The 22,007-nt window shown below is 75.0% G+C and carries 18 protein-coding genes, 2 tRNA genes and 1 pseudogene; 10 read left to right on the plus strand and 11 right to left on the minus strand.

The window, feature by feature from the left end; translation table 11 throughout:
• The 3 genes and pseudogenes from FB00_RS22470 to FB00_RS17965 all read left to right on the plus strand — a co-directional run.
• Nucleotides 1-740 (plus strand): annotated as a pseudogene (locus tag FB00_RS22470) (DNA polymerase Y family protein); the annotation flags it as partial.
• Nucleotides 733-4,371: an error-prone DNA polymerase gene (locus tag FB00_RS17960; protein ID WP_047234289.1), complete on the plus strand. Its 3,639-nt coding sequence runs from the start codon at nt 733-735 to the stop codon at nt 4,369-4,371. The pseudogene FB00_RS22470 and the gene FB00_RS17960, both read left to right, overlap by 8 nt.
• 108 nt (nt 4,372-4,479) lie before the next feature.
• Nucleotides 4,480-4,761, plus strand: a complete 282-nt coding sequence (locus tag FB00_RS17965; protein ID WP_064316634.1) for a hypothetical protein — start codon at nt 4,480-4,482, stop codon at nt 4,759-4,761.
• A gap of 80 nt (nt 4,762-4,841) precedes the next feature.
• On the opposite strand, the gene FB00_RS17970 is transcribed toward FB00_RS17965, so the two are convergent.
• The 4 genes from FB00_RS17970 to FB00_RS17985 form a co-directional block, all read right to left on the minus strand.
• Complete coding sequence (locus tag FB00_RS17970) at nt 4,842-5,243, minus strand: hypothetical protein (RefSeq protein WP_047234291.1); 402 nt, start codon at nt 5,241-5,243, stop codon at nt 4,842-4,844.
• Nucleotides 5,244-5,302: 59 nt separating this feature from the next.
• Nucleotides 5,303-6,220, minus strand: coding sequence for a Gfo/Idh/MocA family oxidoreductase (locus FB00_RS17975; RefSeq protein ID WP_047234292.1), 918 nt, complete (start codon nt 6,218-6,220; stop codon nt 5,303-5,305).
• A gap of 40 nt (nt 6,221-6,260) precedes the next feature.
• The gene (locus FB00_RS17980) at nt 6,261-7,196 is read right to left on the minus strand and encodes a serine protein kinase RIO (protein WP_231581927.1); all 936 of its coding nucleotides are present in this window, start codon (nt 7,194-7,196) and stop codon (nt 6,261-6,263) included.
• Nucleotides 7,197-7,484: 288 nt separating this feature from the next.
• Nucleotides 7,485-8,312, minus strand: a complete 828-nt coding sequence (locus FB00_RS17985; RefSeq protein WP_047234293.1) for a metal-dependent hydrolase — start codon at nt 8,310-8,312, stop codon at nt 7,485-7,487.
• Nucleotides 8,313-8,775: 463 nt separating this feature from the next.
• Between FB00_RS17985 and FB00_RS23035 the strand changes: the two genes are divergently transcribed.
• From FB00_RS23035 to FB00_RS18000, 4 genes are all read left to right on the plus strand, one after another.
• A complete protein-coding gene (locus FB00_RS23035; RefSeq protein WP_255318583.1) occupies nt 8,776-8,907 on the plus strand; it encodes a hypothetical protein in 132 nt (43 codons plus the stop codon).
• A gap of 152 nt (nt 8,908-9,059) precedes the next feature.
• Nucleotides 9,060-9,131: transfer RNA gene (locus FB00_RS17990), tRNA-Arg, on the plus strand.
• A 44-nt stretch (nt 9,132-9,175) separates the two neighbouring features.
• Nucleotides 9,176-9,248, plus strand: a tRNA-Arg gene (locus FB00_RS17995).
• 121 nt (nt 9,249-9,369) lie between these two features.
• Nucleotides 9,370-10,542 (plus strand): RtcB family protein, encoded by a 1,173-nt coding sequence (locus tag FB00_RS18000; protein ID WP_047234306.1) that lies wholly within the window; start codon nt 9,370-9,372, stop codon nt 10,540-10,542.
• Nucleotides 10,543-10,654: 112 nt separating this feature from the next.
• Here FB00_RS18000 and FB00_RS22910 read toward each other — a convergent pair whose 3' ends face one another.
• Both FB00_RS22910 and FB00_RS18010 read right to left on the minus strand, forming a co-directional pair.
• Nucleotides 10,655-12,340, minus strand: coding sequence for a sensor histidine kinase (locus tag FB00_RS22910; RefSeq protein WP_082141479.1), 1,686 nt, complete (start codon nt 12,338-12,340; stop codon nt 10,655-10,657).
• Complete coding sequence (locus tag FB00_RS18010) at nt 12,333-13,103, minus strand: response regulator transcription factor (protein WP_047234294.1); 771 nt, start codon at nt 13,101-13,103, stop codon at nt 12,333-12,335. The genes FB00_RS22910 and FB00_RS18010 overlap by 8 nt, the downstream gene beginning before the upstream one ends.
• Nucleotides 13,104-13,387: 284 nt before the next feature.
• Between FB00_RS18010 and FB00_RS22480 the strand changes: the two genes are divergently transcribed.
• Nucleotides 13,388-14,833 (plus strand): ThuA domain-containing protein, encoded by a 1,446-nt coding sequence (locus FB00_RS22480; protein ID WP_082141480.1) that lies wholly within the window; start codon nt 13,388-13,390, stop codon nt 14,831-14,833.
• A 109-nt stretch (nt 14,834-14,942) separates the two neighbouring features.
• On the plus strand, nt 14,943-16,211 hold the full coding sequence (locus tag FB00_RS18020) for an enterochelin esterase domain-containing protein (RefSeq protein WP_052877770.1): 1,269 nt from the start codon (nt 14,943-14,945) through the stop codon (nt 16,209-16,211).
• 18 nt (nt 16,212-16,229) lie between these two features.
• On the opposite strand, the gene FB00_RS18025 is transcribed toward FB00_RS18020, so the two are convergent.
• The 5 genes from FB00_RS18025 to FB00_RS18045 form a co-directional block, all read right to left on the minus strand.
• On the minus strand, nt 16,230-16,808 hold the full coding sequence (locus FB00_RS18025; protein ID WP_047234295.1) for a CueP family metal-binding protein: 579 nt from the start codon (nt 16,806-16,808) through the stop codon (nt 16,230-16,232).
• A gap of 131 nt (nt 16,809-16,939) precedes the next feature.
• Nucleotides 16,940-17,989: a phosphotriesterase family protein gene (locus FB00_RS18030; RefSeq protein ID WP_047234296.1), complete on the minus strand. Its 1,050-nt coding sequence runs from the start codon at nt 17,987-17,989 to the stop codon at nt 16,940-16,942.
• Nucleotides 17,986-19,092, minus strand: coding sequence for a DMT family transporter (locus tag FB00_RS18035; protein ID WP_156186453.1), 1,107 nt, complete (start codon nt 19,090-19,092; stop codon nt 17,986-17,988). Before FB00_RS18035 ends, FB00_RS18030 begins: the two co-directional genes overlap by 4 nt.
• A gap of 36 nt (nt 19,093-19,128) precedes the next feature.
• Nucleotides 19,129-20,049: a ribokinase gene (locus FB00_RS18040; RefSeq protein ID WP_047234297.1), complete on the minus strand. Its 921-nt coding sequence runs from the start codon at nt 20,047-20,049 to the stop codon at nt 19,129-19,131.
• Nucleotides 20,049-20,792, minus strand: coding sequence for a glutamine amidotransferase (locus tag FB00_RS18045; protein WP_047234311.1), 744 nt, complete (start codon nt 20,790-20,792; stop codon nt 20,049-20,051). Before FB00_RS18045 ends, FB00_RS18040 begins: the two co-directional genes overlap by 1 nt.
• A 173-nt stretch (nt 20,793-20,965) precedes the next feature.
• On the opposite strand from FB00_RS18045, the gene FB00_RS18050 reads away from it, so the two are divergent.
• Entirely contained in the window at nt 20,966-21,988 is a 1,023-nt protein-coding gene (locus FB00_RS18050) for a LacI family DNA-binding transcriptional regulator (RefSeq protein WP_047234298.1), read from the plus strand.
• Nucleotides 21,989-22,007 lie beyond the last annotated feature (19 nt).

The following is a 22,007-nucleotide window of genomic DNA, read 5'->3' on the forward strand; positions in this document are numbered from 1 at the left end:
AGGGCTGGCTCACCACCACGTCCGTCCGCGCCGGGCGCACGGCCCGGGCCGCGCGTGGTGGCGGCGAGCACGGCTCGCCCGGCGGGGCCGACGTCGTCCCGGGCGTCGCGCCGCTGGCCCGCCTGTCCCTCACGGCCGAGGAGGTCGTCCCCGCGGGGGCGGAGCAGCCGCGCCTGTGGGGCGCGTCGAGCGGGGAGGACGCGCGCGCCCACCGCGCGCTCGGGCGCGTGCAGGGGATCCTCGGCGGCGACGCGGTCCTGCGCGTCGAGGTCCAGGGCGGCCGCGACGCGACCGACCGCGTGCACCTCGTGCCCTTCGGGGAGGACGTCGCGCGTCCGCGCGACCCGGGCCTGCCGTGGCCCGGCGCGCTGCCGAGCCCCGCGCCGGCGGTCGTGCCCGTCGAGCCGCAGGACGTCGTCGTGCTCGACGCCGCGGAGCGGCCCGTCGTCGTCGACGCGCGCCTCGCGATGAGCGGCGAGCCCGCGACCGTGCGGTGGCCCGCCGCCACGGCGGAGGAGGGTCCGCGCCGCCCGACGGCACCCCGGGGCGAGGCGGCGTTGCCCGGTCCGGGGTCCGCGCGCGCCGTCGTGGACTGGGCCGGGCCGTGGCCGCTCGCCGAGCGCTGGTGGACGCCCGCGCCCCGGCGCCGCGTGCACGTGCAGGTCCTGCTCGACGACGGCCGCGGCCTGCTCCTCGCGAGCGCGCGCGGGCGGTGGACCGTGGAGGGCCTGTATGACTGAGCGGACCACCGGCCCGCGCTACGCCGAGCTCCACGCGCACTCCGCGTTCAGCTTCCTCGACGGCGCGTCCCACCCCGAGGAGCTCGCCGCCGAGGGCGCGCGGCTCGGGCTGTCGGCGCTCGCCGTCACCGACCACGACGGCCTGTACGGCGTCGTGCGGTTCGCGGAGGCCGCGCGCAAGGTCGGGCTGCCCACGATCTTCGGCGCCGAGCTGCACCTGCCCGTCGTCGAGGACGGGCGTACGCCCGCGGGACCGCCCGTGCTCGACCCGCCCACCGGCGTGCCCGACCCGCGCTCGACCCACCTCCTCGTCCTCGCGCGGGGGGCGCAGGGCTACCGCAACCTGTCGAGCGCGATCGCCACCGCGCACCTCGCGACCGGGACCAAGGGTGCCGCCCGCTACGACCTCGACGCGCTCGGCGCGCAGGGCGCGGGCGAGTGGCTCGTGCTCACCGGCTGCCGCAAGGGCTCCGTGCGGCGCGCGCTCGTCACGTCCGGGCGCGCCGCGGCGCGCCGCGAGCTCGACCGGCTCGTCGCCGTGTTCGGCGCGGACAACGTGGCGGTCGAGATCACCACGACCGACGACCCGCGCGACGCCGACCTGCACGCCGCGCTCGCCGACCTCGCCGCCGACGCCCGGCTGCCGCTCGTCGCGACGACCGCCGCGCACTACGCCCACCCGCGCGACGCCGACCTCGCCGGGGCGCTCGCCGCGGTGCGCGCCCGCTCGTCGCTCGACGACCTCGACGGGTGGCTCCCCGGCGCCCCGACGACCCACCTGCGCTCGGCGGCGGAGATGCTCGCGCGCCACCACCGGCACCCGCAGGCCGTCGCGACGGCCGCCGCGCTCGGGGACGAGTGCGCGTTCGACCTGCACCTCGTCGCGCCCGACCTCCCGCCGTACCCGGTGCCGGACGGGCACACCGAGGCGACCTGGCTGCGCGAGCTCGTGCGACGCGGCGGCGAGAACCGGTACGGGCCGCGCGACCAGGAGAAGATCCCGGGCGCGTGGGCGCAGATCGACCACGAGCTGCGCGTCATCGAGGACCTGCACTTCCCGGGGTACTTCCTCGTCGTCTACGACCTCGTCGAGTTCTGCCGCGTCAACGGGATCCTGGCGCAGGGCCGCGGGTCGGCCGCGAACTCCGCGGTCTGCTACGCGCTCGGCATCACGGCCGTCGACGCGGTGAAGCACGGCCTGCTGTTCGAGCGCTTCCTCGCGCCCGAGCGCGACGGCCCGCCGGACATCGACGTCGACATCGAGTCGGGGCGGCGCGAGGAGGTCATCCAGCACGTCTACGGGAAGTTCGGGCGCACGCACGCCGCGCAGGTCGCGAACGTCATCTCCTACCGGCCCAAGTCGGCCGTGCGCGACGCGGCCCGGGCGCTCGGGTACGACGTCGGGCAGGCCGACGCGTGGAGCAAGTCCATCGAGCGCTGGGGGTCGCTGCGCGGCCCCGACCCGTCGTCGCCCGCGGCCGACCGGAAGGCCAAGGAGCGCGCGCTCGCCGCGAAGACCGCCGAGCCCGCGACGCGCACCGCCCGGAAGGACGCCGCGACGGCGCGGCTGTGGGGGAGCCGCGACTGGTCGCCCGACCTGAGCGGCCGGGGCGGGCGCGTCGTCGACCCGCTCGCCGTGGACGAGGGCGAGGTCCTGCGCGCGGACGACACGCACGACGTCGTGCCCGCGCACCGGCCGCCGTCGGCCGCCCAGGAGGGCGAGATCCCCGACGCGGTGCTCGACCTCGCCGACCGGATGCTGCGGCTCCCGCGGCACCTGGGCATCCACTCGGGCGGCATGGTCATGTGCGACCGCCCCGTCATCGAGGTGTGCCCCGTCGAGTGGGCGCGCATGGAGGGGCGCACGGTCCTGCAGTGGGACAAGGAGGACTGCGCGGACGCGGGGCTCGTGAAGTTCGACCTCCTCGGCCTCGGGATGCTCACGGCGCTGCGCATCGGGTTCGACCTGGTCGAGAGGCACGAGGGCGTCCCGCGCCTCGCGCTGCACACGCTGCCCGAGGACGACCCGGCGGTGTACGACCTGCTGTGCGCGGCCGACACCGTGGGCGTGTTCCAGGTCGAGTCGCGCGCGCAGATGGCGACGCTCCCGCGACTGCAACCGCGGAACTTCTACGACATCGTCATCGAGGTCGCCCTCATCCGCCCGGGTCCCATCCAGGGCGGGTCCGTGCACCCGTACATCAACCGCGCGCGGGGGCGGGAGGAGGTGACGTTCCTGCACCCGCTGCTGAAGAAGTCGCTCGGTAAGACGCTCGGCGTGCCGCTGTTCCAGGAGCAGCTCATGCAGATGGCGATCGACGTCGCGGGCTTCTCGCCCAAGGAGTCCGACCAGCTCCGGCGCGCGATGGGGTCCAAGCGGTCCGTCGAGCGCATGGAGGAGCTGCGCGGGCGGCTCATGGACGGGATGCGGAAGAAGGGGGTCACGGACCCGGCCGTGCGCGAGGAGATCTACGACAAGCTCAAGGCGTTCGCCGACTTCGGGTTCCCCGAGTCGCACGCGTACTCCTTCGCGTTCCTCGTCTACGCGAGCTCGTGGCTCAAGGTGCACCACCCCGCCGCGTTCTACGCGGGCCTGCTCGCGGCGCAGCCCATGGGGTTCTACTCGCCGCAGTCGCTCGTCGCCGACGCGCGCCGCCACGGCGTCACCGTGCTGCGCCCCGACGTCAACGCGTCCGACGTCGAGGCGACGGTCGAGCGGCTGCCGGCCGACGATGCGGCTGCGCCCGCCGACCCTGCGGACACCGATCGTCCTGGCGCCCGGACGGTCGACAGCCGCAGGTTCGGCGGGCAGGTGCGGATCGACACCGCGTTCGGTCCGGAGCCCGATCTCACGCTCGCGGTGCGGCTCGGGCTCGCGAGCGTGCGCGGGCTCGGCAAGGACGCGGCCGAGCGCGTCGTCGCGGCGCGCGGGGCGCCGGGGGAGGGGCGGCCGTTCAGCGACCTGCGCGACCTCGTGCGGCGCGTCGACCTCACGACGGCCCAGCTCGAAGGGCTCGCGACCGCCGGCGCGACGGACTGCCTCGGCGTGACGCGGCGCGAGGCGCTGTGGGCGGCGGGCGCGCTCGCGCAGGAGGGCCCGGGGACGCTGCCGGGCGTGAGCGTCGGGGTCGAGGCTCCGGCGCTGCCCGGCATGACCGAGGTCGAGACGGCCGTCGCGGACGTGTGGGCCACGGGCGTGTCCGCCGACTCCTACCCGACGCAGTACGTGCGCGAGGGCCTGACGGCGGCGGGCGTGCTCACCGTCGTCGGGGCGGTCGAGGTGTCGCGCGAGATCGAGCAGGTCGACGAGGCGGAGCGCGCGGCGGGCGAGGTGCCGGGGACGCGTTCGCACCCGTCGTCGCGCGTCGCGGTGGGCGGCGTCGTCACGCACCGCCAGCGCCCCGGGACGGCCGGGGGCGTGACGTTCCTGTCGCTCGAGGACGAGACGGGGATCCTCAACGTCGTGTGCTCGCCCGGGCTGTGGCAGCGGTTCCGGAAGGTCGCGCGGGGGTCCGCGGCGCTCGTCGTGCGTGGGCGGCTCGAGCGGGCCGACGGCGCCACGAACCTCGTCGCGGAGCACCTCGCGCCGCTGTCGCTCCAGGTCGCGACGACGTCGCGCGACTTCCACTGACGGGTCCGTCGCCGTCCGGTAGGGCCGCGTGGTAAGAACGGACCGGACGAGGGCCCGACGCGCGACGGCGGGTCATCCGCACCCGCTCATCGACGAGAGGACCCTCCGATGCCACCCCGTCTGACTCCCGGCACGATGCTCTGGACCGGGCTGGCGCTCGCGGTCGTCGGCGAGCTGCTCCGTAGCGTCCTCCTCCCGCGCGTGATGTTCAGCGTGCCCGTGCCGTTGGGTGTCCTCGAGGCCGCCTCCGTGCTGCTGCACGTCGTGTTCACCGGGGGCATCGTGCTCGCCGGGGGGTCGTTCGTCGTCCGGGCGCTGCAGCCTGACGACCCGCCCCGCAAGGAGGCGACGCCCGTCCCGTGGGAGGACCGTGACAACCGGCTGTCCTGACCGGCACCCGGGCAGCGCCCGAGCGGCCCGGTGCCCGTGGCGTGCTGACAAGGTCGACGGTGCGGGGCTGATGGCGTGGGCTACGGGGTGACCGGCGCGGCGACGCAGACCTCGAACGTGTCGCGGGCGCGGCGCAGCAGGTACCGGACCTCCTGCGCCTCCTGCTCGTTCGCGTACTCGTCGCGGTAGCTCCAGCGCACGCGCGCCCACACGAGCGCGTCGCCGACCTCCTCGACGTCCTCGAGGTGCGCGACGACGCCGACCAGGCCGCGCTCGCGGAACCCGCGCGCCGTCTCGGTGGTCGACTCGCGCACGTCCTCCGGGTCGGCGAGGAGCACCGACCCGGTCGACCCGACCACGAGCGCCGGGAACGCGTAGCTCTCGCCGATCGTGTCGAGGTCGCCCGTGGAGAGCGCGACCCCGTAGGTCGTGAGGAACGTCTGGACGTCGTCGGCGTCGAAGGACTCGGTGGAGGGATCCATGGTCCCGTTCTACCCCGTCGGTCCGGCGTCGGCGCGGCCGGGCGCCTCGGCCGCGCGCGTCAGGCGGGCAGGGCAGCGGTGACCTGCTCGAGGAGCGCGAGGTCGGCGAGGACCGTCGCGTGCTCGGCGTCGATCCGGGCGGTCTCTCCGTCGGCGCCCGCGAGGACCGCGAGGGCGTGCTCGACCACCGGGGCGAGGTAGTCGGCGTCGAGCACGACCTCGGAGCGCTCGACGCCGCGCGGCGTGCGCACCGCGACCGTGAACCCCGCGGTCGGGTGCGCGCCCGGGTCGAGGAACCGTAGGCGGACCGGGACGCCGCCGAGGCGCGTGGTCGCGACGATCCCGTCCGCCGAGGTCGTCACGACGGGCGGCGCCCACCCCGCGCCGGGAGGACCGCCGACCACGGCGCGGGCCGCCTCGACGACGTGGATGCCGAGGAAGAACAGCCCGTCGCGCTCGTCGGCCGGGTCGGCGGGCCCGGACACCTCCACGACCGGCTCGGGCGACGTCGGCGCCGCCTCGGCCGTCGGTACCGTCTCGGCCGTGCGGGCCGCGAGCCCGGCGCGCGCGGCCGCGACCTCGGGCGCGAACCGCAGGGCGGACGCCGTGGTCACGGCGGTGCCGTGGGCGTGGGCCACGTCGAGCGTGGCGCGCGCGTCGGCGACCGACGCCGCGAAGGGCTTGTCGACGAGCACCGGGACGCCCGCGCGCAGGAGCGTGCGGGCCGCGGCGCCGTGGAGCCGGCCCGCGCGGTGGGCGACGATCGCCGCGTCGACCCGCCCCACGACGTCGGGCACGGTGACCTCACCCGCGCCGAGGGACAGCCCGCCCGCGGCGGCGAGCTCCCCGCGGCGGGCCGGCTCGCCGTCGACGAGCGCGACGACGCGCACGCCCGGCCAGCGCCGCTCGACCTCGACGAGCCGCACGTAGTGGTCGGCGTGGGACGAGTCGAGGCCGACGAGGGCGAGACGCAGCACGCGGCGATCGTCCCACGCCTCGCGCGCCCCGCGCCGACCGTCACCACGCCTCGGCGAGCAGCAGCGCGAAGAGCTCGTCGGCGTCGGTCTCGAGCCCGCGCGCGGCGAACCACGCGGACATCGTGCGGCAGTCGCGCAGCAGGAGCTCGGTGCCGAACGGGTTCGCCACGAGGTCGACGACCTGCGGCAGGTCGATGATGACGAGCCGGTCGCCGTCCGCGAGGACGTTGTACGGGGACAGGTCGCCGTGCGCGTAGCCGAGGCGGGCCAGCACGGCCATGCCGTCGCGGAGCTGGTCCCACCACGACGCGAGCAGGTCCGGGTCGGGGCGGGTGCGCGCGAGCCGGGGCGCGGCCTCGTGCGCGACGCCGTCCGACGTGCCGACGAACTCCATGAGGATCTCGTTGCCGTCGATCTGCACCGGGTAGGGCACGGGGGCGCCCGCGGACCACAGCTCGCCGAGCGCGGCGAACTCCGCCGCGGCCCACTGCCCGGCCGCGACCTGGCGGCCGTAGCGGGACTTGCGGTCGAGCGCGCGCCGGTCGCGCGTGCGGCGCACGCGGCGGTCCTCGGTGTAGACGGTGTCGCGCCGGAACGACCGGTGGTCGAGGTCGCGGTAGCGCTTCGCGGCGAGCAGGCTGCGGCGCGCGGGGTCACCGGGGACGGCCCGCTCCAGGAGGAAGACGTCCGCCTCCTTGCCGGTCTTGAGCAGGCCGAGCTCGGTGTCGAGGGCCGCGTCGGCGGTCACGACCCAGTCGGGGCGCGGCTCGGGTCCGCGCTGCCCCTTCTCGACGGCGGACCACGTGGACCAGCGCTGGTCGTCGCCGAGCGCGGCGTCGAGGACGCCGGCGACGAGACCGGCGTCGTCAGCAGCGTCGTCACGGCGCCGCAGGCGGCGGGGCGGGGGAGTGCGGGGGTCTCCCGCGAACGTCGGCGGGAGGTACGGGTCGGGGTACAGCAGGTCGTGCTCGGGCACGGGTGGGCTCCTTCGGGCGGGGAGCGCACGGCGCTGCCGCTGCCGCCTCGCGGGCGGCGGCGGGCGCGGACCGTCTCGGACGGTCGCCGACCGGCCTAGCGGCGGTCGGTGCTCCCGGGGGTGGTGGACACGCGAGCGTGGGTCGTCCAGCTCATGGCGTTCCTCCTTCCTCCGGTGCCCGACGGCGCGGGCGACGTCCTGCGACCGTCCCACCCGGGGGCGGGAGGGGGCAAGGGAATTAGCGCGCTCGTGCTCGCGATCACGAGCGGTGACGGTGACCGTGGCCGCTCAGGCGACGCCCGACGCCAGGGCCTGGATCGCCGACGCGACGCGCTCGTACGCCCCGTACGTGTCGTAGCCCATCTGGTCGAGCGCCGACCACACGAACCCGACCGTCGCGTAGAGACCGACGGCCGTCGCGAGGATCCACTCGCGCACGGACCCGGTGTCGCCGAGCAGGGGGAGGGCGAAGCTGCCGCTGGGGCGCCACACGTCGTCGACGACGAGGGACCGGCGCACCCACCGCGGGGAGCGGATCTTCACCGGCCAGAGCAGCGGCGCGCCGTTGGTCGTGAGCACGTCGCCCAGGATGTGCACGGTCACGCCGATCCCGACGGCGACCGGGAGCCAGTTCCATTCCTCGGGCGAGAACAGCGCGACGAGGGCTGCGATCGTGAGGGACGTGACCCACGGCATGAGCTTGCCGCGCCGCGTGAGCTTGAGCGCCTTGAGCGCGAGCGCGACGAGCAGGACCGCGAGGACGCCGCCGCCCACGTAGACCGTGCCGAAGCTCTCCGTCTCGACCGTGACCAGCCCGACGAGCCACGCGAGCGCGGTGAACACCGCGATGCCGAGGAACGAGTGCGTGCCCTGGCGGTGGCCGCCGGAGATCGTCTCGACCGCGTCGGACACCCACTCGCTCACGGGCGGCAGCGAGTGCGCGAACGTCCCGTTGTGGTGGTCGGCGTCGGGGAGGAGCGCGGCCCCGGCGCACACGACCGCGCCCGTCATGACGCCGACGGACGACACGGGGTGCCACCCGAGCGCGAACGGGGCGGTGGACGTCACCGCCACCCAGGCGGCGGCTCCGGTCGCGGCGTGGTGGGCGCCCATCATGGCGGCGGGTCTCCTGTCGTCGGCCCGGCCGCGCGGTTCGTCGGCGTCGGGAGGTGTGTCCGGAACGTCCGGAACCCTACCGGGTGCCGCCGACAGCCCTGGTCGTTCGTCCGTAGCGTCGAGGGTCGGCGCACCACCAAGAAAAGTGTGTCAAGCGCCGTCGACGTCCGGCCGAGACCCGCCGACCGAGCCTCGACCAGGGATGCGGTGACCTGCGTCCCGTGCGAAGCCAGCGCGAGGGAGGCGGAGGTCTCACCGGGCGCGGAGAGCGCACGAGCTCGGCTCCGGGCAGGAAAGGGGGCAGGTCGGTGGACCCTTCGCCGGCGTGCGCGACCTCGGTCAGAGAATTCCTGACGAATTCTGGAAATGGGGTTGTGCCGACCGGAAAAGGCGCGTACGGTCTTCCTCGGTCGACGACATTCCGGTGCGTGGGCCACCCGACATGACCGAGAGGAGCAGTGCCGTGCGCGAACCCGTCCAGCAGGACCGGCGACGTCCCGTGCTGCCCTGCGAGCAGCCGCGCGTCGTGCTGCCCGTGGCGTATCTCAGCGTGTCCTCGTTCCTCGCCGGCGACTCCGGCGGTCCTGTCGTCTGACCACAGCGTCGTACGACAGGCCGTCCCGGGACATCGCCGGGGCGGCCTTTTTCTTGTGCATGAAGGTGCCCGGGCCGGGGTGCATTTCTTGTGCTGCCATTCTGCTCATTCGCCCTCGGCGCGCATTTGTCGTGCGCCAGCGGGAAAGCACTGCCTTCGTGGTCCAACGGACACGACGCCGCTCTACGGAAGCGGAGACGGGGGTTCGACTCCCTCCGAGGGCACCTGGACGCCTCGCGTCCCGTCTGCTCGACGTTAAGGAGCACCAGCGCGCGTAGCTCAGCGGACAGAGCGCCGGCTTCCGGAGCCGGGCGTCGGGGGTTCGAGTCCTCCCGCGCGCACCTCGCCGCCCCGCCCGGGGCGGCGTCATGATCGTCACGACGACCCGAGGAGGTCAGCACCGTGAGCACCGAGGCCCACGCGTTCCCCGTCCCGCTGTCGGGTGCGAAGGCACCCACCCTCATGTGGGCGCACGAGCACGCCGTCGAGCCCGCCGCGCTCCAGCAGCTGCGCAACATCGCCGCGCTGCCGTGGGTCGAGGGCGTGCGCGTCATGCCCGACGTCCACCTCGGCAAGGGCGCGACCGTCGGCTCGGTCATCGCGATGCGCGACGCCGTGTCGCCCAACGCGGTCGGCGTGGACATCGGCTGCGGCATGATCGGCGTCCGCACGTCGCTCACGGCCGAGGACCTGCCCGACGACCTCGGCCCGGTCCGCGCGCGTATCGAGGCCGCGATCCCCGTCGGGTTCCACGCGCACGACGAGGCGGTCGACCCGCACCGGCTGCGCTCGATCTCCGGGCGCGGCCCGGCCGAGGTCGCGCGCGGCGCGGACGCGTTCTGGTCGCGGTTCTCCGGCCTGCACGGGCGTGTCTCGGACATCGAGGGCCGCGCGCGCCGCCAGCTCGGGACGCTGGGCGGGGGGAACCACTTCGTCGAGCTCTGCACCGACACGGACGGGCAGGTCTGGCTCCAGCTGCACTCGGGGTCGCGCAACATCGGCAAGACGCTCGCCGAGCAGCACGTCGCCGTCGCCAAGCGCCTCGAGCACAACCAGGGGCTCGTGGACCGCGAGCTCGCGGTGTTCCTCGGCGGCACGCCGGAGATGGACGCGTACCTCGCCGACCTGTGGTGGGCGCAGGAGTACGCGGCGCGGTCGCGCGCGGTGATGATGACGCTCGTCGTCGACGCCGTGCGCGCCTCGTTCCCCGGTCGGGAGCTCGCGTTCGACGAGGCCGTGAACGTCCACCACAACTACGTCGCGGTCGAGCACGTCGACGGCCAGGAGCTCGTCGTGACCCGCAAGGGCGCGATCCGGGCCGGGAAGGGCGACCTCGGTCTCATCCCGGGGTCCATGGGCACCGGCTCGTACATCGTGCGCGGGCTCGGGAACCCGGAGTCCTACTGGTCGGCGTCGCACGGCGCGGGGCGTCGCATGTCCCGCACCAAGGCGAAGAAGACCTTCACGCTCGACGACCTCGCCGCCCAGACGGCGGGCGTCGAGTGCCGCAAGGACGCCGGGGTGCTGGACGAGATCCCGGGTGCGTACAAGGACCTCGACGAGGTCATCCGCGCGCAGTCCGACCTCGTCGAGGTCGTCGCCCGGCTCACGACGCTCCTCTGCGTCAAGGGCTGAGCACGGCGTCGCGACCAGGCGGTTCCGGCGTGTCGAGCAGGCGGTCTTGGGCGTCCGGCCATCCGGACGCACCGGGACCGCCTGTTCGGCGACGGGGGCGAGGTTGCGGCCGTCAGGGGTGGTCGCGGGGGAGACGGACGGTGAACGTCGTGCCCGTGGGGCCGGGTTCCTCCACGGTGGACGACGACACGGCGACGGTCCCGCCGTGGGCGGCGACGATCGCGTCGGCGATGGCGAGGCCGAGGCCGGTCGAGCCGCCGGTGCGGTTGCGCGCGTCGTCGCCGCGCGTGAAGCGGCGGAAGAGCATGGGGCGCAGGGTCGCCGGGATGCCGGGGCCGTCGTCGGCGACGGAGAGGACGACGTCGTCGCCGTCGCTCGCGAGCCTCATCTCGACGTGGGTGCCGGGCGGGGTGTGCGTGCGGGCGTTCGCGAGGAGGTTCGCGAGGACCTGCCGCAGGCTCGCCTCGTCGCCCGTGATCTCGAGATCGACGTCCTCGTCGGGGTCCTGCCCGGCGGGGTCGTGCGCCGCGCGGGCACGGTCCAGGTCCTCCGTCCCGTCGTCGACCTCGTCGGGCGGGTCGGTCGGGAGATCGACGTCGAGGTCCTCGCCGGGCAGGTCGAGGGCCCAGTCGTGGTCGGGGCCGGCGGCGTGGGCGTCCATGACGGCGTCGACGGCGAGCGCCGCGAGGTCGACGGGCGCGCGGTCGAGCGGGCGGCCCGCGTCGAGCCGGGCGAGGAGCAGCAGGTCCTCGACGAGGCCGGTCATGCGCACGGCCTCCGACTCGATGCGGTCGAGCGAACGCGCGGTGGCGGGCGGGACGTCGTCGGGCGAGCGGCGCACGAGCTCGGCGTAGCCGCGGATGGAGGCGAGCGGGGTGCGCAGCTCGTGGCTGGCGTCGGCGACGAACCGTCGGACCTGGGTCTCGGAGTCGTGGCGCGCCTGGAGCGAGGTCTCGACGTTCTCGAGCATGCGGTTGAGCGCGGCGCCCACCTGCCCGACCTCGGTGCGCTCGTCGGTGAGGTCGTCGGGAACGCGGGGGATCGCGTCGATCTCACCCTGCGCGAGCTCGAGCTCGGAGACGCGGCCCGCAGCGGCGGCGACGTCGTCGAGCGGCCGCAGCGAGCGCCGCACGAGCCACGTGCCGAGGAGCACGGCGGCGAGCAGGCCCGCGGCGCCGAGCGCGACCTCGATGAGCACGTACTCCTCGACCGTCGCGTCGACGGTGGTGGTGCTCGACGCGACGACGACGGTCTGGCCGTCGTCCGTGGTCCGGTGCACGGCGCGGAACGACCCGAGGTCGGGCAGGTCGGTGTCGTGCGGGGCGCCGTCGGCGGGCACGTCCTCGAGCGCGGCGATCTGCGCGTCGTCGAGCGCGACGCGCTCGAGCGTGGGTGTCACGTACTCGGCGAGCACGATCTCCCCACCGTCGTAGCGCAGGACGGCGCTGCCGGGCCCGGTGCCGGCGGGGAAGCGGGACGGGTCGTCGGGCAGGTCGCTGGGGCTGGGGCTGGGGGTGGCGCCGGTGTCGTCCTGCGGCTGCCCGGGGCCGTCGCCCGGACGCTCCCCGAACCCCTGCGCGAGGCGCGAGCTCGCCTGCTCGAGCTCGTGGTCGAGCTGTTCGACGAGCTGGTTGCGCAGCGCGAGCGCGGAGGCGGTGGCGAGGCCCACGGTGACGAGGAGCACGACCCCGGCGAGCACGAGGACGAGGCGGCGGCGCAGCGCGGTCGGCCGACGGGCCGGGGCTCCGTCGTCCGTCGCGGGGTGAGCGCGGACGGGCGCCCGGCGCGCGTCAGCCACGGGCGTCGTCCGCGCCGTTCGCGGGCTTGAGCACGTACCCGACGCCCCGCAGGGTGTGGATCATGGGCTCGCGGCCCTTGTCGATCTTGCGGCGCAGGTAGGAGATGTAGAGCTCGACGATGTTGGCCTGCCCGCCGAAGTCGTAGTTCCAGACACGGTCGAGGATCTGCGCCTTGGACAGCACGCGGCGCGGGTTGCGCATGAGGTAGCGCAGCAGCTCGAACTCGGTGGCCGTGAGGCGCACCTCCTCGCCCGCGCGCCGGACCTCGTGCGCGTCCTCGTCGAGCTCCAGGTCGCCGACGACGAGCACGGAGTCCTCGCGCTGCGCGGTCGCGCCGCCGCGACGCAGCAGGCCCCGCAGCCGCGCCACGACCTCCTCGAGGCTGAACGGCTTGGTCACGTAGTCGTCGCCGCCCGCGGTGAGCCCGGCGACGCGGTCCTCGACGGCGTCGCGCGCGGTGAGGAAGAGCACTGGGACGTCCGTGTCGCGCTCGCGCAGCCGGCGCAGCACGGTGAGGCCGTCCATGTCGGGCAGCATGACGTCGAGCACGACGACGTCCGGCCCGGTCTCGCGCGCGGTGCGGATCGCGCTGTGCCCGTCGAGCGCGGTGGACACGTCCCAGCCCTCGTAGCGCAGCGCCGAGGTGAGCAGCTCGGCCAGGTTGGGCTCGTCGTCGACCACGAGGACGCGGACGGGGGAGCCGTCCGGGCGTGTGAGACGCGGCTGGTCGGGGCGGCCGACGGGGGTGGTGGCTGCGGTCATGGACCCAGCGTCCCGCGGCGCGCGTGGTCGTGCCTGTGGTGACCCTGTGCACGCGCTGTGCCTGGGGCGCTGCTGCGCCGCGACCGTGGGGTCCGGGTGAAGTCGCCGCGCGGATGTCGTTGAATCCTTGACTTTTGATCAGTCGCCGTCAAAACTCGCGGCATCGGCAGCAGCCGACGTCCACGCACGCAGGAGTGCGCGCGCCGCCGGGTGCCGAGGGGGCCGGCGGCCGACCGGGGACCGAACGCCCGGCTCGCGCTCTCGACGACGAGGGAGAAGCACGCATGGATTTGTTCAGCGGCACGACGATCAGGCGGGCGGTGGCGGCGACGGTCGCGCTGCCGCTCGCGGGCGGGGCGACGCTCGTGGCCGCCGGCCCGGCCGCGGCCGACGAGGAGGACTACAAGATCCTCGTCGTCGGCGAGACGCTCGGGTTCCGGCACTCGCACATCGACGACACCACGCGCGCGCTCGTCGCGCTCGGTGCCGACAACGGCTTCACGGTCGACGTGTGGGACCCGCCGAACGACTCCGCGGGCTGGTGGGGGAGCGGCTCTCCGGGCCAGCCCGACCTCACGATGGCCTCGACGCCCTTCACGAGCGCGGAGGACCTGTCGCAGTACGCGACCATCGTCTTCGCGTCGCCGGTCGACAACACGAACTCGCTCAACCCGGCGACGCCGCGCCTGCTCGACGACGCCGAGCTCGCGGCGTTCCAGGGCTACATCCGCGGCGGCGGCGGGTTCGTCGGTCTGCACGCGGCGACGGACACGATGCACACCGTCCCCTGGTACAGCGAGCTGACCGGTGGCGGCGCGCGCTTCGTCGCCCACCCCGCGCAGCAGACCGCGACCATGCGCGTCGAGAGTCCCGCGCACCCGTCGACCGCGCACCTGCCGGCCGTCTGGGAGCGGTTCGACGAGTGGTACAACTACACGACCAACCCGCGCGAGGACGTGCACGTGCTCCTCACGCTCGACGAGTCGACCTACTCCCCGGGCAACGGCGCGATGGGCGAGGACCACCCGATCGCGTGGTGCCAGAACTTCGAGGGCGGCCGGTCCTGGTACGAGGGCGCCGGGCACACCGACGCGTCGTGGACCGACCCGCTCTTCCTCGAGCACGTGCTCAAGGGCGTCGAGTGGACCGCGGGCGTCGTCGAGGGCGGCGGCAACTGCGTGACGTTCCCCGAGGTCGACGCCCTCGTCGCCGGTCTGAACACCGCCGCGGTGGGCGACGGCGTGATCGCGGGCGCGATCTCGTCGCTGCTCGGCAGCGCGCGCAGCGCGGCCGACTCTGACGACCCGGCGACGGCCGTCCAGGTCCTCGGCGGCGCGCGGTCGCTCGTCGACCACCTGTCCGCGGCCGCAGGCGACCGCGGGCTGCTCGCGTCGAAGATCGACGACCTCGTCGTCTGGCAGAGCGCGCTCGTCGACGACGGCCCGGCGATCGACCTCGCGGCCGAGGCCGAGCTGCGGACCATGGGCGGCAAGCAGTACGTCGCCGTGCGCGTGCTCAACGAGGACGACACCCCCGTCGACATCACCCTGGCGACGCCGTACGGGAGCAAGGAGTACGCCGACGTCGCGCCCGGGAAGAATGCCTACCAGGCGTTCGCGACCCGGCTCGTCGAGGCCCCGGCCGGTGAGGTGACCGTCACGGCCACGACCGAGCGCGACGGCGAGACCGTCACCGAGGAGATCGTGCTCGCCTACGACGGCACGGCCTGACGCGTCCCGTCGCACCCCGACGGCGCCCGTCGCACCGCGCGTGCGGCGGGCGCCGTCGTGCGCCCGGGTACAGTCGCGGCGTCCGCCACCGCCCGAAGGAGCGACCCGCGTGCCCCCGCACCCCGACCCGGCGCCACCACCCGACCTGCCCGCCGGGAACCCGCGGCGGACGCCGCCGAAGGTGCCGCGCCCCGCGCCGGCGCCGCGCGTCGTCGGGCCTGTGGTCGAGCGGCTCGCGGCGGCGCTCGCGGCGGCCCCGCCCGAGGACCGCGACGCCGTGGTCGAGCTGTTCTGGGCGCAGACGGCGCGGGCCACGCCCGTCGTGGAGCCTGCGGGCCCGGGCGAGGCGGTGGCGACCTTCCTCGTGCGCGACCCGGACGCGCGCGCGGTCCTGCTGTTCGTCAACCGCCTCACCGACGAGCGGGACCTCGCCGCGAGCCTCATGGCACGCGTGCCCGGGACGGACGTGTGGCACCTCGCGTACCGGATGGGGAGCGCCTGGCGCGCCTCGTACGCCGTGCTCGCGCACCACGACGCTGGCCCGCCGCCCTGGGACGCTCCCGACCAGGCGGCGCTGCGGCGTGCGCTGGACGTCGCCGGACGCCCGGACCCGCGCAACCTGCGCACGTGCCGCAACCGCGCGGGCCGGGTGCAGTCCGTCGTCGAGCTCCCCGACGCGCCGCCGCAGCCGTACCTCGAGCCGCGACCCGAGGTCGCGCGCGGCCGGGTGGTCGAGCACACGGCGCCCGGGGGCCGACGCGCCTGGGTGTACGAGCCGCCCGTGCCGGAGGGCACCGTGACCGACGTCGTGCTCGTGCTCGACGGCGACGCGTGGACCGGGCCGCAGGACCTCGCCACGACGCTCGACAACCTCCACCACGACGGCGCCGTGCGGCCGCTGCGTGCCGTCCTCCTCGATGCCGGGTCGCGCGAGCGGCGCTGGGCCGACCTCGACGGCGGCGGCGACGTCGACGCCTACCTCGCGCACGACCTCCTCGACTGGGCCCGCGCGCGATTCCCGGTGCGTCCCGGCCGCGGCGCCGTGAGCGTCGCGGGCCAGTCGCTCGGCGCGCTCACGTCGCTGCGCGTGCTCGCCGCGCACCCCGACCGGGTGGGCACGGCGATCAGCCAGTCGGCGTCGCTGTGGCAGGGCGACCCGAGCGCGGGCCTCACGCCCGACGCCCTCGCCGGGACGCGGGCCTGGGTCGAGGTCGGGCGGCAGGAGAGGGTCCTGCGGCCCGACCACCCGGCCGCCGTCGCGCGCCTGCGGGCGGCGGGGTGCGTCGTGGCGTACCGCGAGTACGACGGCGGCCACGACGACGCGTGCTGGCGCGGCGGCATCGCGGACGCGCTGGCCTGGGCGCACCCCCGCTCGTGACCCGCTGCGCGCCCCGCGTCAGGCGAGCTGGAGCGTCGTGAGGCAGGTGGGGTCGTCGGCGCCCGTCGAGACGGTCGTCGTGCCGACGCGCCCCTCGTGCTCGACGCGGAGCTCGGCGTCCACGTCGCGCGGGAGCCAGAGGCCGACGAACCCGTTCGCGCCGAGCGTGGTGTCCTCCTCGACGAGGACCTCGCCGGTCGCCGCGTCGACGACCGTGACGGACACGGGCTCGTCCGCGAGCTCGCCCTGGCACGTCGTCAGCGAGTGGTAGAAGCACTCGTGCGTCTCGTCCACGAAGGGCGCGACCGAGAGGTAGAACGTGTCCTCGGGCAGCGGGACCGTGGTCTCGTACGACTCGTCCGCGAGCACGAGCTCCGCCGCGCGGACCGAGGCCACGAGGTCGGTCGGCCGGTCGGCCGTCTCGAGCCCTTCGAGCCGGTCCACGACCTCCTGGCCGCTGAGCCCGGCGAGGTCGTGACGGTCGAGCAGGGCGTCCAGCGCGGAGGGTTCGGCGGAGCCGCCGGAGCAGCCGGTGAGCACGAGGGCGGTGGCGGCCACGGCGGCCACGAGGGTCGGGAGGGCACGTCGTCGTCTCATGCGCCGATCCTCTCAGAGCGCAGGTCCCTGACCAGGGCCGGAGGTCCCGGGGAAGAGACGGCCGGGCCCGACGCGAACGTCGGGACCCGGCCTGGGGCGCGGCGGTGTGCGAGCCGACGGCGGTGCCGCCGTCACGCGGTGAGCATCGCCACCGGGTTGTCGTGCGTGAGGCGGGCGAGCACGTCGCGCGGCACGCCGCGGGCGGCGAGCATCTCGGTGAACACGGTCGGGACGTAGGCGAACCCGTTGCCCCCGTGCTGCACCCACATCTGCTTGAGGAACACGTCGTGGCTGAGCAGCACCTGGCCCGCGTGACCGGCCTCGACGAGGCGCTGCACCGCGGTCGCGGTCGTGTGCGGGTCGGGGGACACGCCCTCCTTCGGGAAGGTGATGTCCATGCCGACCATGTCGAACTCGAGCCAGACGCCGCGCTCGGCCACGGACCGCTGGTAGTCCGGGTCGTCCGCGGACGGGTCCATGTGGCACAGCACGACCTTCTCGGGGCGCACCCCCACCTCGTCCAGCACGAGGTCGAGCACCTCGTGCGCGCGGCGCTGCCAGCCGGGCAGGTGCACCTGGAGCGCGACGTGGGGGTGCTCGCGCTGCGCGAGGGCCGCCGCGCGCAGCGACGCGGCCTCGCCCGGCGTGAACGACGGCGAGACGCCGATCTCGCCGATGATCCCGGGCCGCACCCCGGTCCCGCCGATGCCGTCGACCAGCTCGGCGACGATCGCGGACGCCTGCGCGTCCACGGCCGCGGCGGCGATGCGGTCGCCCTCGAACTTCTCGAGGTACGCGCCGCAGCCCGCGACCACGTGCAGGCCCGTCCGGCGGGCCACCTCCGCGAGGCGCTCGGGGTTGCGCCCGATCGCCGCGCTCGACGTCGCGTCGACGATCGTGCGCCCGCCCAGCGCCGCGAAGCTCTCGAGCTCCGCGGCGACCGCGGCGACCGGCTTGTCGGCGATGTTGTCCGCGCAGCAGTACGGGTCCTGGCGCAGCGCCCACGCGACCGACGCGGACACGGGTGCCTCGACGACCGCCTCGGAGAAGCGGTAGCTCGGCGGGTCGAGCACCCCGGACAGGTCGTTGAACAGGTGCTCGTGCGGGAGCGTGAGGCCGAGGTCGGCGGCCGCGGCGCGGCCGGTGACCGTCTGCACGTGGCCGGCGGGCGTGACGCTCATCGCCCGCTCGCCTCGCCCGCCTCGCCGCCCGCGACCGCCGCGGCCACGGCGTCCTCGTGCGCGCCGTCGCCCGCCTCGTCGGGATGGGCCGCCTTGCCCGACGGGATCATGCCGATCCCCGCGGCCACGAGCGCGATGACCGTGCCGATGACGGTCGCGACGTGCACGGTGTGTCCGAGCGCCGGGATCGTGGCGTCGAGGACGAGCGAGCCGACGAGCTGGCCCGCCACCGACGCGAGGCCGAGCAGGAGCAGCCCGAGGCCGCGCACGAGGAGCGCCATGAGGGCGATGGACAGCAGGCCGAGGGGGCCGCCCAGGTACATCCACCACTCGCTCGGGAGCTGGAAGTCGACGCCGCCCGCGGCGGCGCGCACGAGGTAGGCGATCAGCAGGGCGGTGAAGCCGACGAGGAAGTTCCAGCCGATCGAGACGAGCATCGACCCGGTGACGTCGGCGACGGCCGCGTTCCCGGCGGGCTGCCAGCCCGCGAGCAGGCCGCCCACGAACGGCATGATCGCGAGGACGATCGTGTGGGGAACGGAGAAGCTCGGCGAGATGACGACGACGGTCGCGGCGATGGCGAGCGCGGCGCCCAGGAGACGCGTCGTGGTGAGCGGCTGCTTGACCGACGCCGTGACGCCGAGGCGGTCGCAGATGACGCCCGAGATCACGAGACCGGAGATGAGCGAGATCTGGAAGGTGGCGACGCCGAGGACGCCGACGGTCACGCCCTCCGAGAGGACGATGACGGCGCCGCACAGGCCCGCGAGGTAGTTCCACCACGGGATCGTGCGCGAGCGGATCAGGCCGGGGATCGCGAGCGCCTCGCGTCGGGTCGCGGGGCGCGCGAACACGACGACGAACATGAGGACCAGGCCGGTCCCGAACGAGATGAGGGCGGCGGCGTGCCCGTCGCCGATCGTCTTGCCGAGCTGGCCGTTGACGGCCGCCTGCATGGGGCCGAGGGCCCCCGCGAGGACGGTCGCGACGACGAGCAGGGCGGTCGCGGTGTCCTTGACCCTGCTGCGGCGGGCTGACGAGTTCAGAGCACCTCCCTGAGTGCCGGACGGGGAACCGGTGGTCGCCGGCGTGGTGTGCTTCATTGCGTGACCGTGCCTTCCTCCGACGGTACGTCGGACTTAGCTGTGGAGCGGAATCCTGGTGCCCTCGGGGGCCAGGTCGGTGGCGCGCGGCAGGGAGTCGACGGCGCCGTGGCGGGTGGTGGTGGAGGCGGCGACGTGCGCCGCCCAGCGGGCGGACTCGACGAGGTCGCCGCCGTGGAGGAGGCCGTCCGCGAGCGCCGCGCAGAACGAGTCGCCGGCTGCGGTCGTGTCGACGGCGTCGACGCGCTCGGCCGGGACGGTGACGGGTGCGCCCCCTGCGGGGACGACGAGCGCGCCGTCGGCCCCGAGGGTGACGACGACGTCCCCGGGGTGGTCGAGCGCGCGCACCATGGCGAGCACCTCGTCCTCGTCGGCGGGCTCGGTGCTCGCCCCGACGAGGGTCGCGAGCTCGAACCGGTTGGGCACGAGCACGCGGAACGCGGCCCGCACGTCGGCGGGCAGCGGGACGGCGGGCGCCGGGTTGAGCACCGTGGTGCCCGTCGCGGTGGCGGCGACGGCGCGCAGGGCACCGAGCGGCGTCTCGCACTGGCACAGGACGGCGGCCGCGTCGCGCACGAGGTCGGCGCGCTCGGTGACGAACGCCTCGTCGACGACCGCGTTCGCGCCGGGCTCGATGACGATGGTCGACTCGGGCTGCTCCCACAGCACGACGGCGACGCCGGTGGGGCGGTCGGCGGTCGCGAGGCCGTCGAGGACGAGGCCCTCGACGGCGAGGCGGCGGCGGATGGCGCGGCCGTCGTCGTCGTCCCCGACGGCGCCGACCATGGCGACGCGGCGGCCGAGCCGGGCGGCGGCGACGGCCTGGTTGGCGCCCTTGCCGCCGGGGGAGCGGGCGAGGCCCGTCGCGGAGACGGTCTCGCCCGAGCGGGGCAGGCGGTCGACGGTCAGCCTGAGGTCCATGTTCAGGCTGCCGACGACCACCACCTCGGGCGTCATCAGCCCGCGAGCCAGGTGACGGCCTGGCCGAACAGCGGGCCGTAGCCGGCCCAGTCCATGAACTCGCGCGGGGCCCAGTGGGGGGAGATGTCGGAGGCGAACGCGAGCGTGCGCCCCTCGCCCTCGGTGCGGACGGCGACGAGCGGGCGGCCCTCGATGGTGGCGAGGACGGTCGCGTCGGCCTTGGCGGTGAGGCGCTGGTAGCCGAGGAGGATCGGCCACTCGCGGTCGAGGCCCGCGGTGACGGGGTGCTCGACGTCGGTCAGGGTGCCGCCGATGCCCTCGGGGGTCTCCTCGCGGTCGTCGTAGGGGAGGATCTCGACGGGCAGGACGGCCTCGACGGCGGTGCCGTGGTAGTTCGCCTTGGCCTGGAAGCCCTGGAAGCTGAGGTAGCCGCCGGCCATCATGAGGCCGCCGCCGCGGCGGACCCACTCGGCGAGGAGCTTGAGCCGGTTCGGGAACGGGCGCCCCTGGGAGAACACGACCGGCGGCAGCAGGAGCGAGTTGGCGCCGATGTCGGACAGGATCACGACGTCGTAGGCGTCGAGCTCGTCGAGCGTGGAGGGGAAGTCCTCGGCGACGAGGTGCGAGGGCAGGTGCGTGACCTCGTGGCCCTGGGCCGCCAGCGCCTCGAGCAGGCGCGCGCACCCGATCTCGAGCTGGGCGTGGGGGAACGCGTCGTACCCCTTGTAGTCGGTGGTCGCGTTGATCCACGACTCCCCGGCGAGCAGAACCCGGCTCATCCCGGCCTCCTTGCGATCAGGTCGCGCGGCGACGTCGGCGACGACGTTGCGCAACGTTGTGTGGCATTGCGCAAGACCGTAGGATGGAGATGCTCGGCCTGTCAACACCGTCACTGCGACGCGCTGCCGGTAGGGTGCAAGGGTTCTGGGACGCGAGCCGCTGGAGGGGAGCCATGACGCTCACGCGTGTTGCGCAACGTGCCGGCGTGTCGGCCTCGACGGCGTCGCGCTACCTGCGCGGTCAGCTCAACGTGCAGCCGGAGACGGCGGCGCGCATCGACGCCGCGGTCCGCGAGGTGGGGTACGTCGTGCCTGCGCCGGGTCCGGCCGCGCGCGAGGACGAGCGCCGCACGGGTGTCGTCGCGCTCGTCGTGCCCGACTTCGTCAACCCGTTCTTCACCGCGCTCGCCGAGGAGGTCGCGCGCCTGGCGGGCGACCGCCGCGTCCCGCTCGTCGTCGCGCTGTCGACGCGGCACGGCGACGCCGAGTCGGGCCTGGGCCAGCTCCTCGCGAGCGACGGCTCGCTCGGCGGCGTCGTCTACGTGGGCATGTCGCGCACCGACGACCGGCTCGCGCGCGCCGTCGCGGACGGGCTGCCCGTCGTCGTCATCGACGAGGAGGTCGACCTCGACCTGCCCGTCGAGACGATCACCGTCGACAACTACGGCGGCGCCTACCAGGCCACGAGCTACCTCGTGCAGCAGGGCCACCGCCGCATCGCGCACGTCGCCGGACCCGCGGAGCTGTCCACGACCCAGGACCGACTGCGGGGCTACGTCGACGCGATGCACGACGCCGGGCTCGACGTCGACCCGGAGCTCGTGCGCCACGGCCCGTACACCGAGCAGTTCGGCGCCTCGACGTTCCCCTACCTCACGCGCCCCGGGAACGCGCCGACGGCCGTGTTCGTCGGCAGTGACATCGTCGCCGTCGGGATGCTCGGCGCGGCGGAGCTGCACGGCATCTCCATCCCCGAGGACCTCTCGGTCGTGGGGTGCGACGGCATCCGCGTCGGCCAGTGGCTGCGCCCCAAGCTCACGACGCTCGAGCAGCCCGTCGCGGCGCTCGCGCTCGCCGCGATGGACGCGATCGAGCGGTCCATGACCGGCGACCGGCGCGCCGGCGCGCCTGCCCGCACGGTCCTGCCCCTGCACCTCGTCGTGCGGGGCTCGGTCACGCGGGTCGCGACGGCCTGACTGGGACCGGTCGTCGCGA

Source organism: Cellulosimicrobium funkei (assembly GCF_001019615.1).
Lineage (GTDB): Bacteria > Actinomycetota > Actinomycetes > Actinomycetales > Cellulomonadaceae > Cellulosimicrobium > Cellulosimicrobium cellulans_E.

Coding starts and splice junctions, on each gene's coding strand:
- FB00_RS17960 (WP_047234289.1), top strand. CDS start 733: ATGACTGAGCGGACCACCGGCCCGCGCTACGCCGAGCTCCACGCGCAC.
- FB00_RS17965 (WP_064316634.1), top strand. CDS start 4,480: ATGCCACCCCGTCTGACTCCCGGCACGATGCTCTGGACCGGGCTGGCG.
- FB00_RS17970 (WP_047234291.1), bottom strand. CDS start 5,243: ATGGATCCCTCCACCGAGTCCTTCGACGCCGACGACGTCCAGACGTTC.
- FB00_RS17985 (WP_047234293.1), bottom strand. CDS start 8,312: ATGATGGGCGCCCACCACGCCGCGACCGGAGCCGCCGCCTGGGTGGCG.
- FB00_RS18000 (WP_047234306.1), top strand. CDS start 9,370: ATGTGGGCGCACGAGCACGCCGTCGAGCCCGCCGCGCTCCAGCAGCTG.
- FB00_RS18010 (WP_047234294.1), bottom strand. CDS start 13,103: ATGACCGCAGCCACCACCCCCGTCGGCCGCCCCGACCAGCCGCGTCTC.
- FB00_RS22480 (WP_082141480.1), top strand. CDS start 13,388: ATGGATTTGTTCAGCGGCACGACGATCAGGCGGGCGGTGGCGGCGACG.
- FB00_RS18025 (WP_047234295.1), bottom strand. CDS start 16,808: ATGAGACGACGACGTGCCCTCCCGACCCTCGTGGCCGCCGTGGCCGCC.
- FB00_RS18030 (WP_047234296.1), bottom strand. CDS start 17,989: ATGAGCGTCACGCCCGCCGGCCACGTGCAGACGGTCACCGGCCGCGCC.
- FB00_RS18035 (WP_156186453.1), bottom strand. CDS start 19,092: ATGAAGCACACCACGCCGGCGACCACCGGTTCCCCGTCCGGCACTCAG.
- FB00_RS18040 (WP_047234297.1), bottom strand. CDS start 20,049: ATGACGCCCGAGGTGGTGGTCGTCGGCAGCCTGAACATGGACCTCAGG.
- FB00_RS18045 (WP_047234311.1), bottom strand. CDS start 20,792: ATGAGCCGGGTTCTGCTCGCCGGGGAGTCGTGGATCAACGCGACCACC.
- FB00_RS18050 (WP_047234298.1), top strand. CDS start 20,966: ATGACGCTCACGCGTGTTGCGCAACGTGCCGGCGTGTCGGCCTCGACG.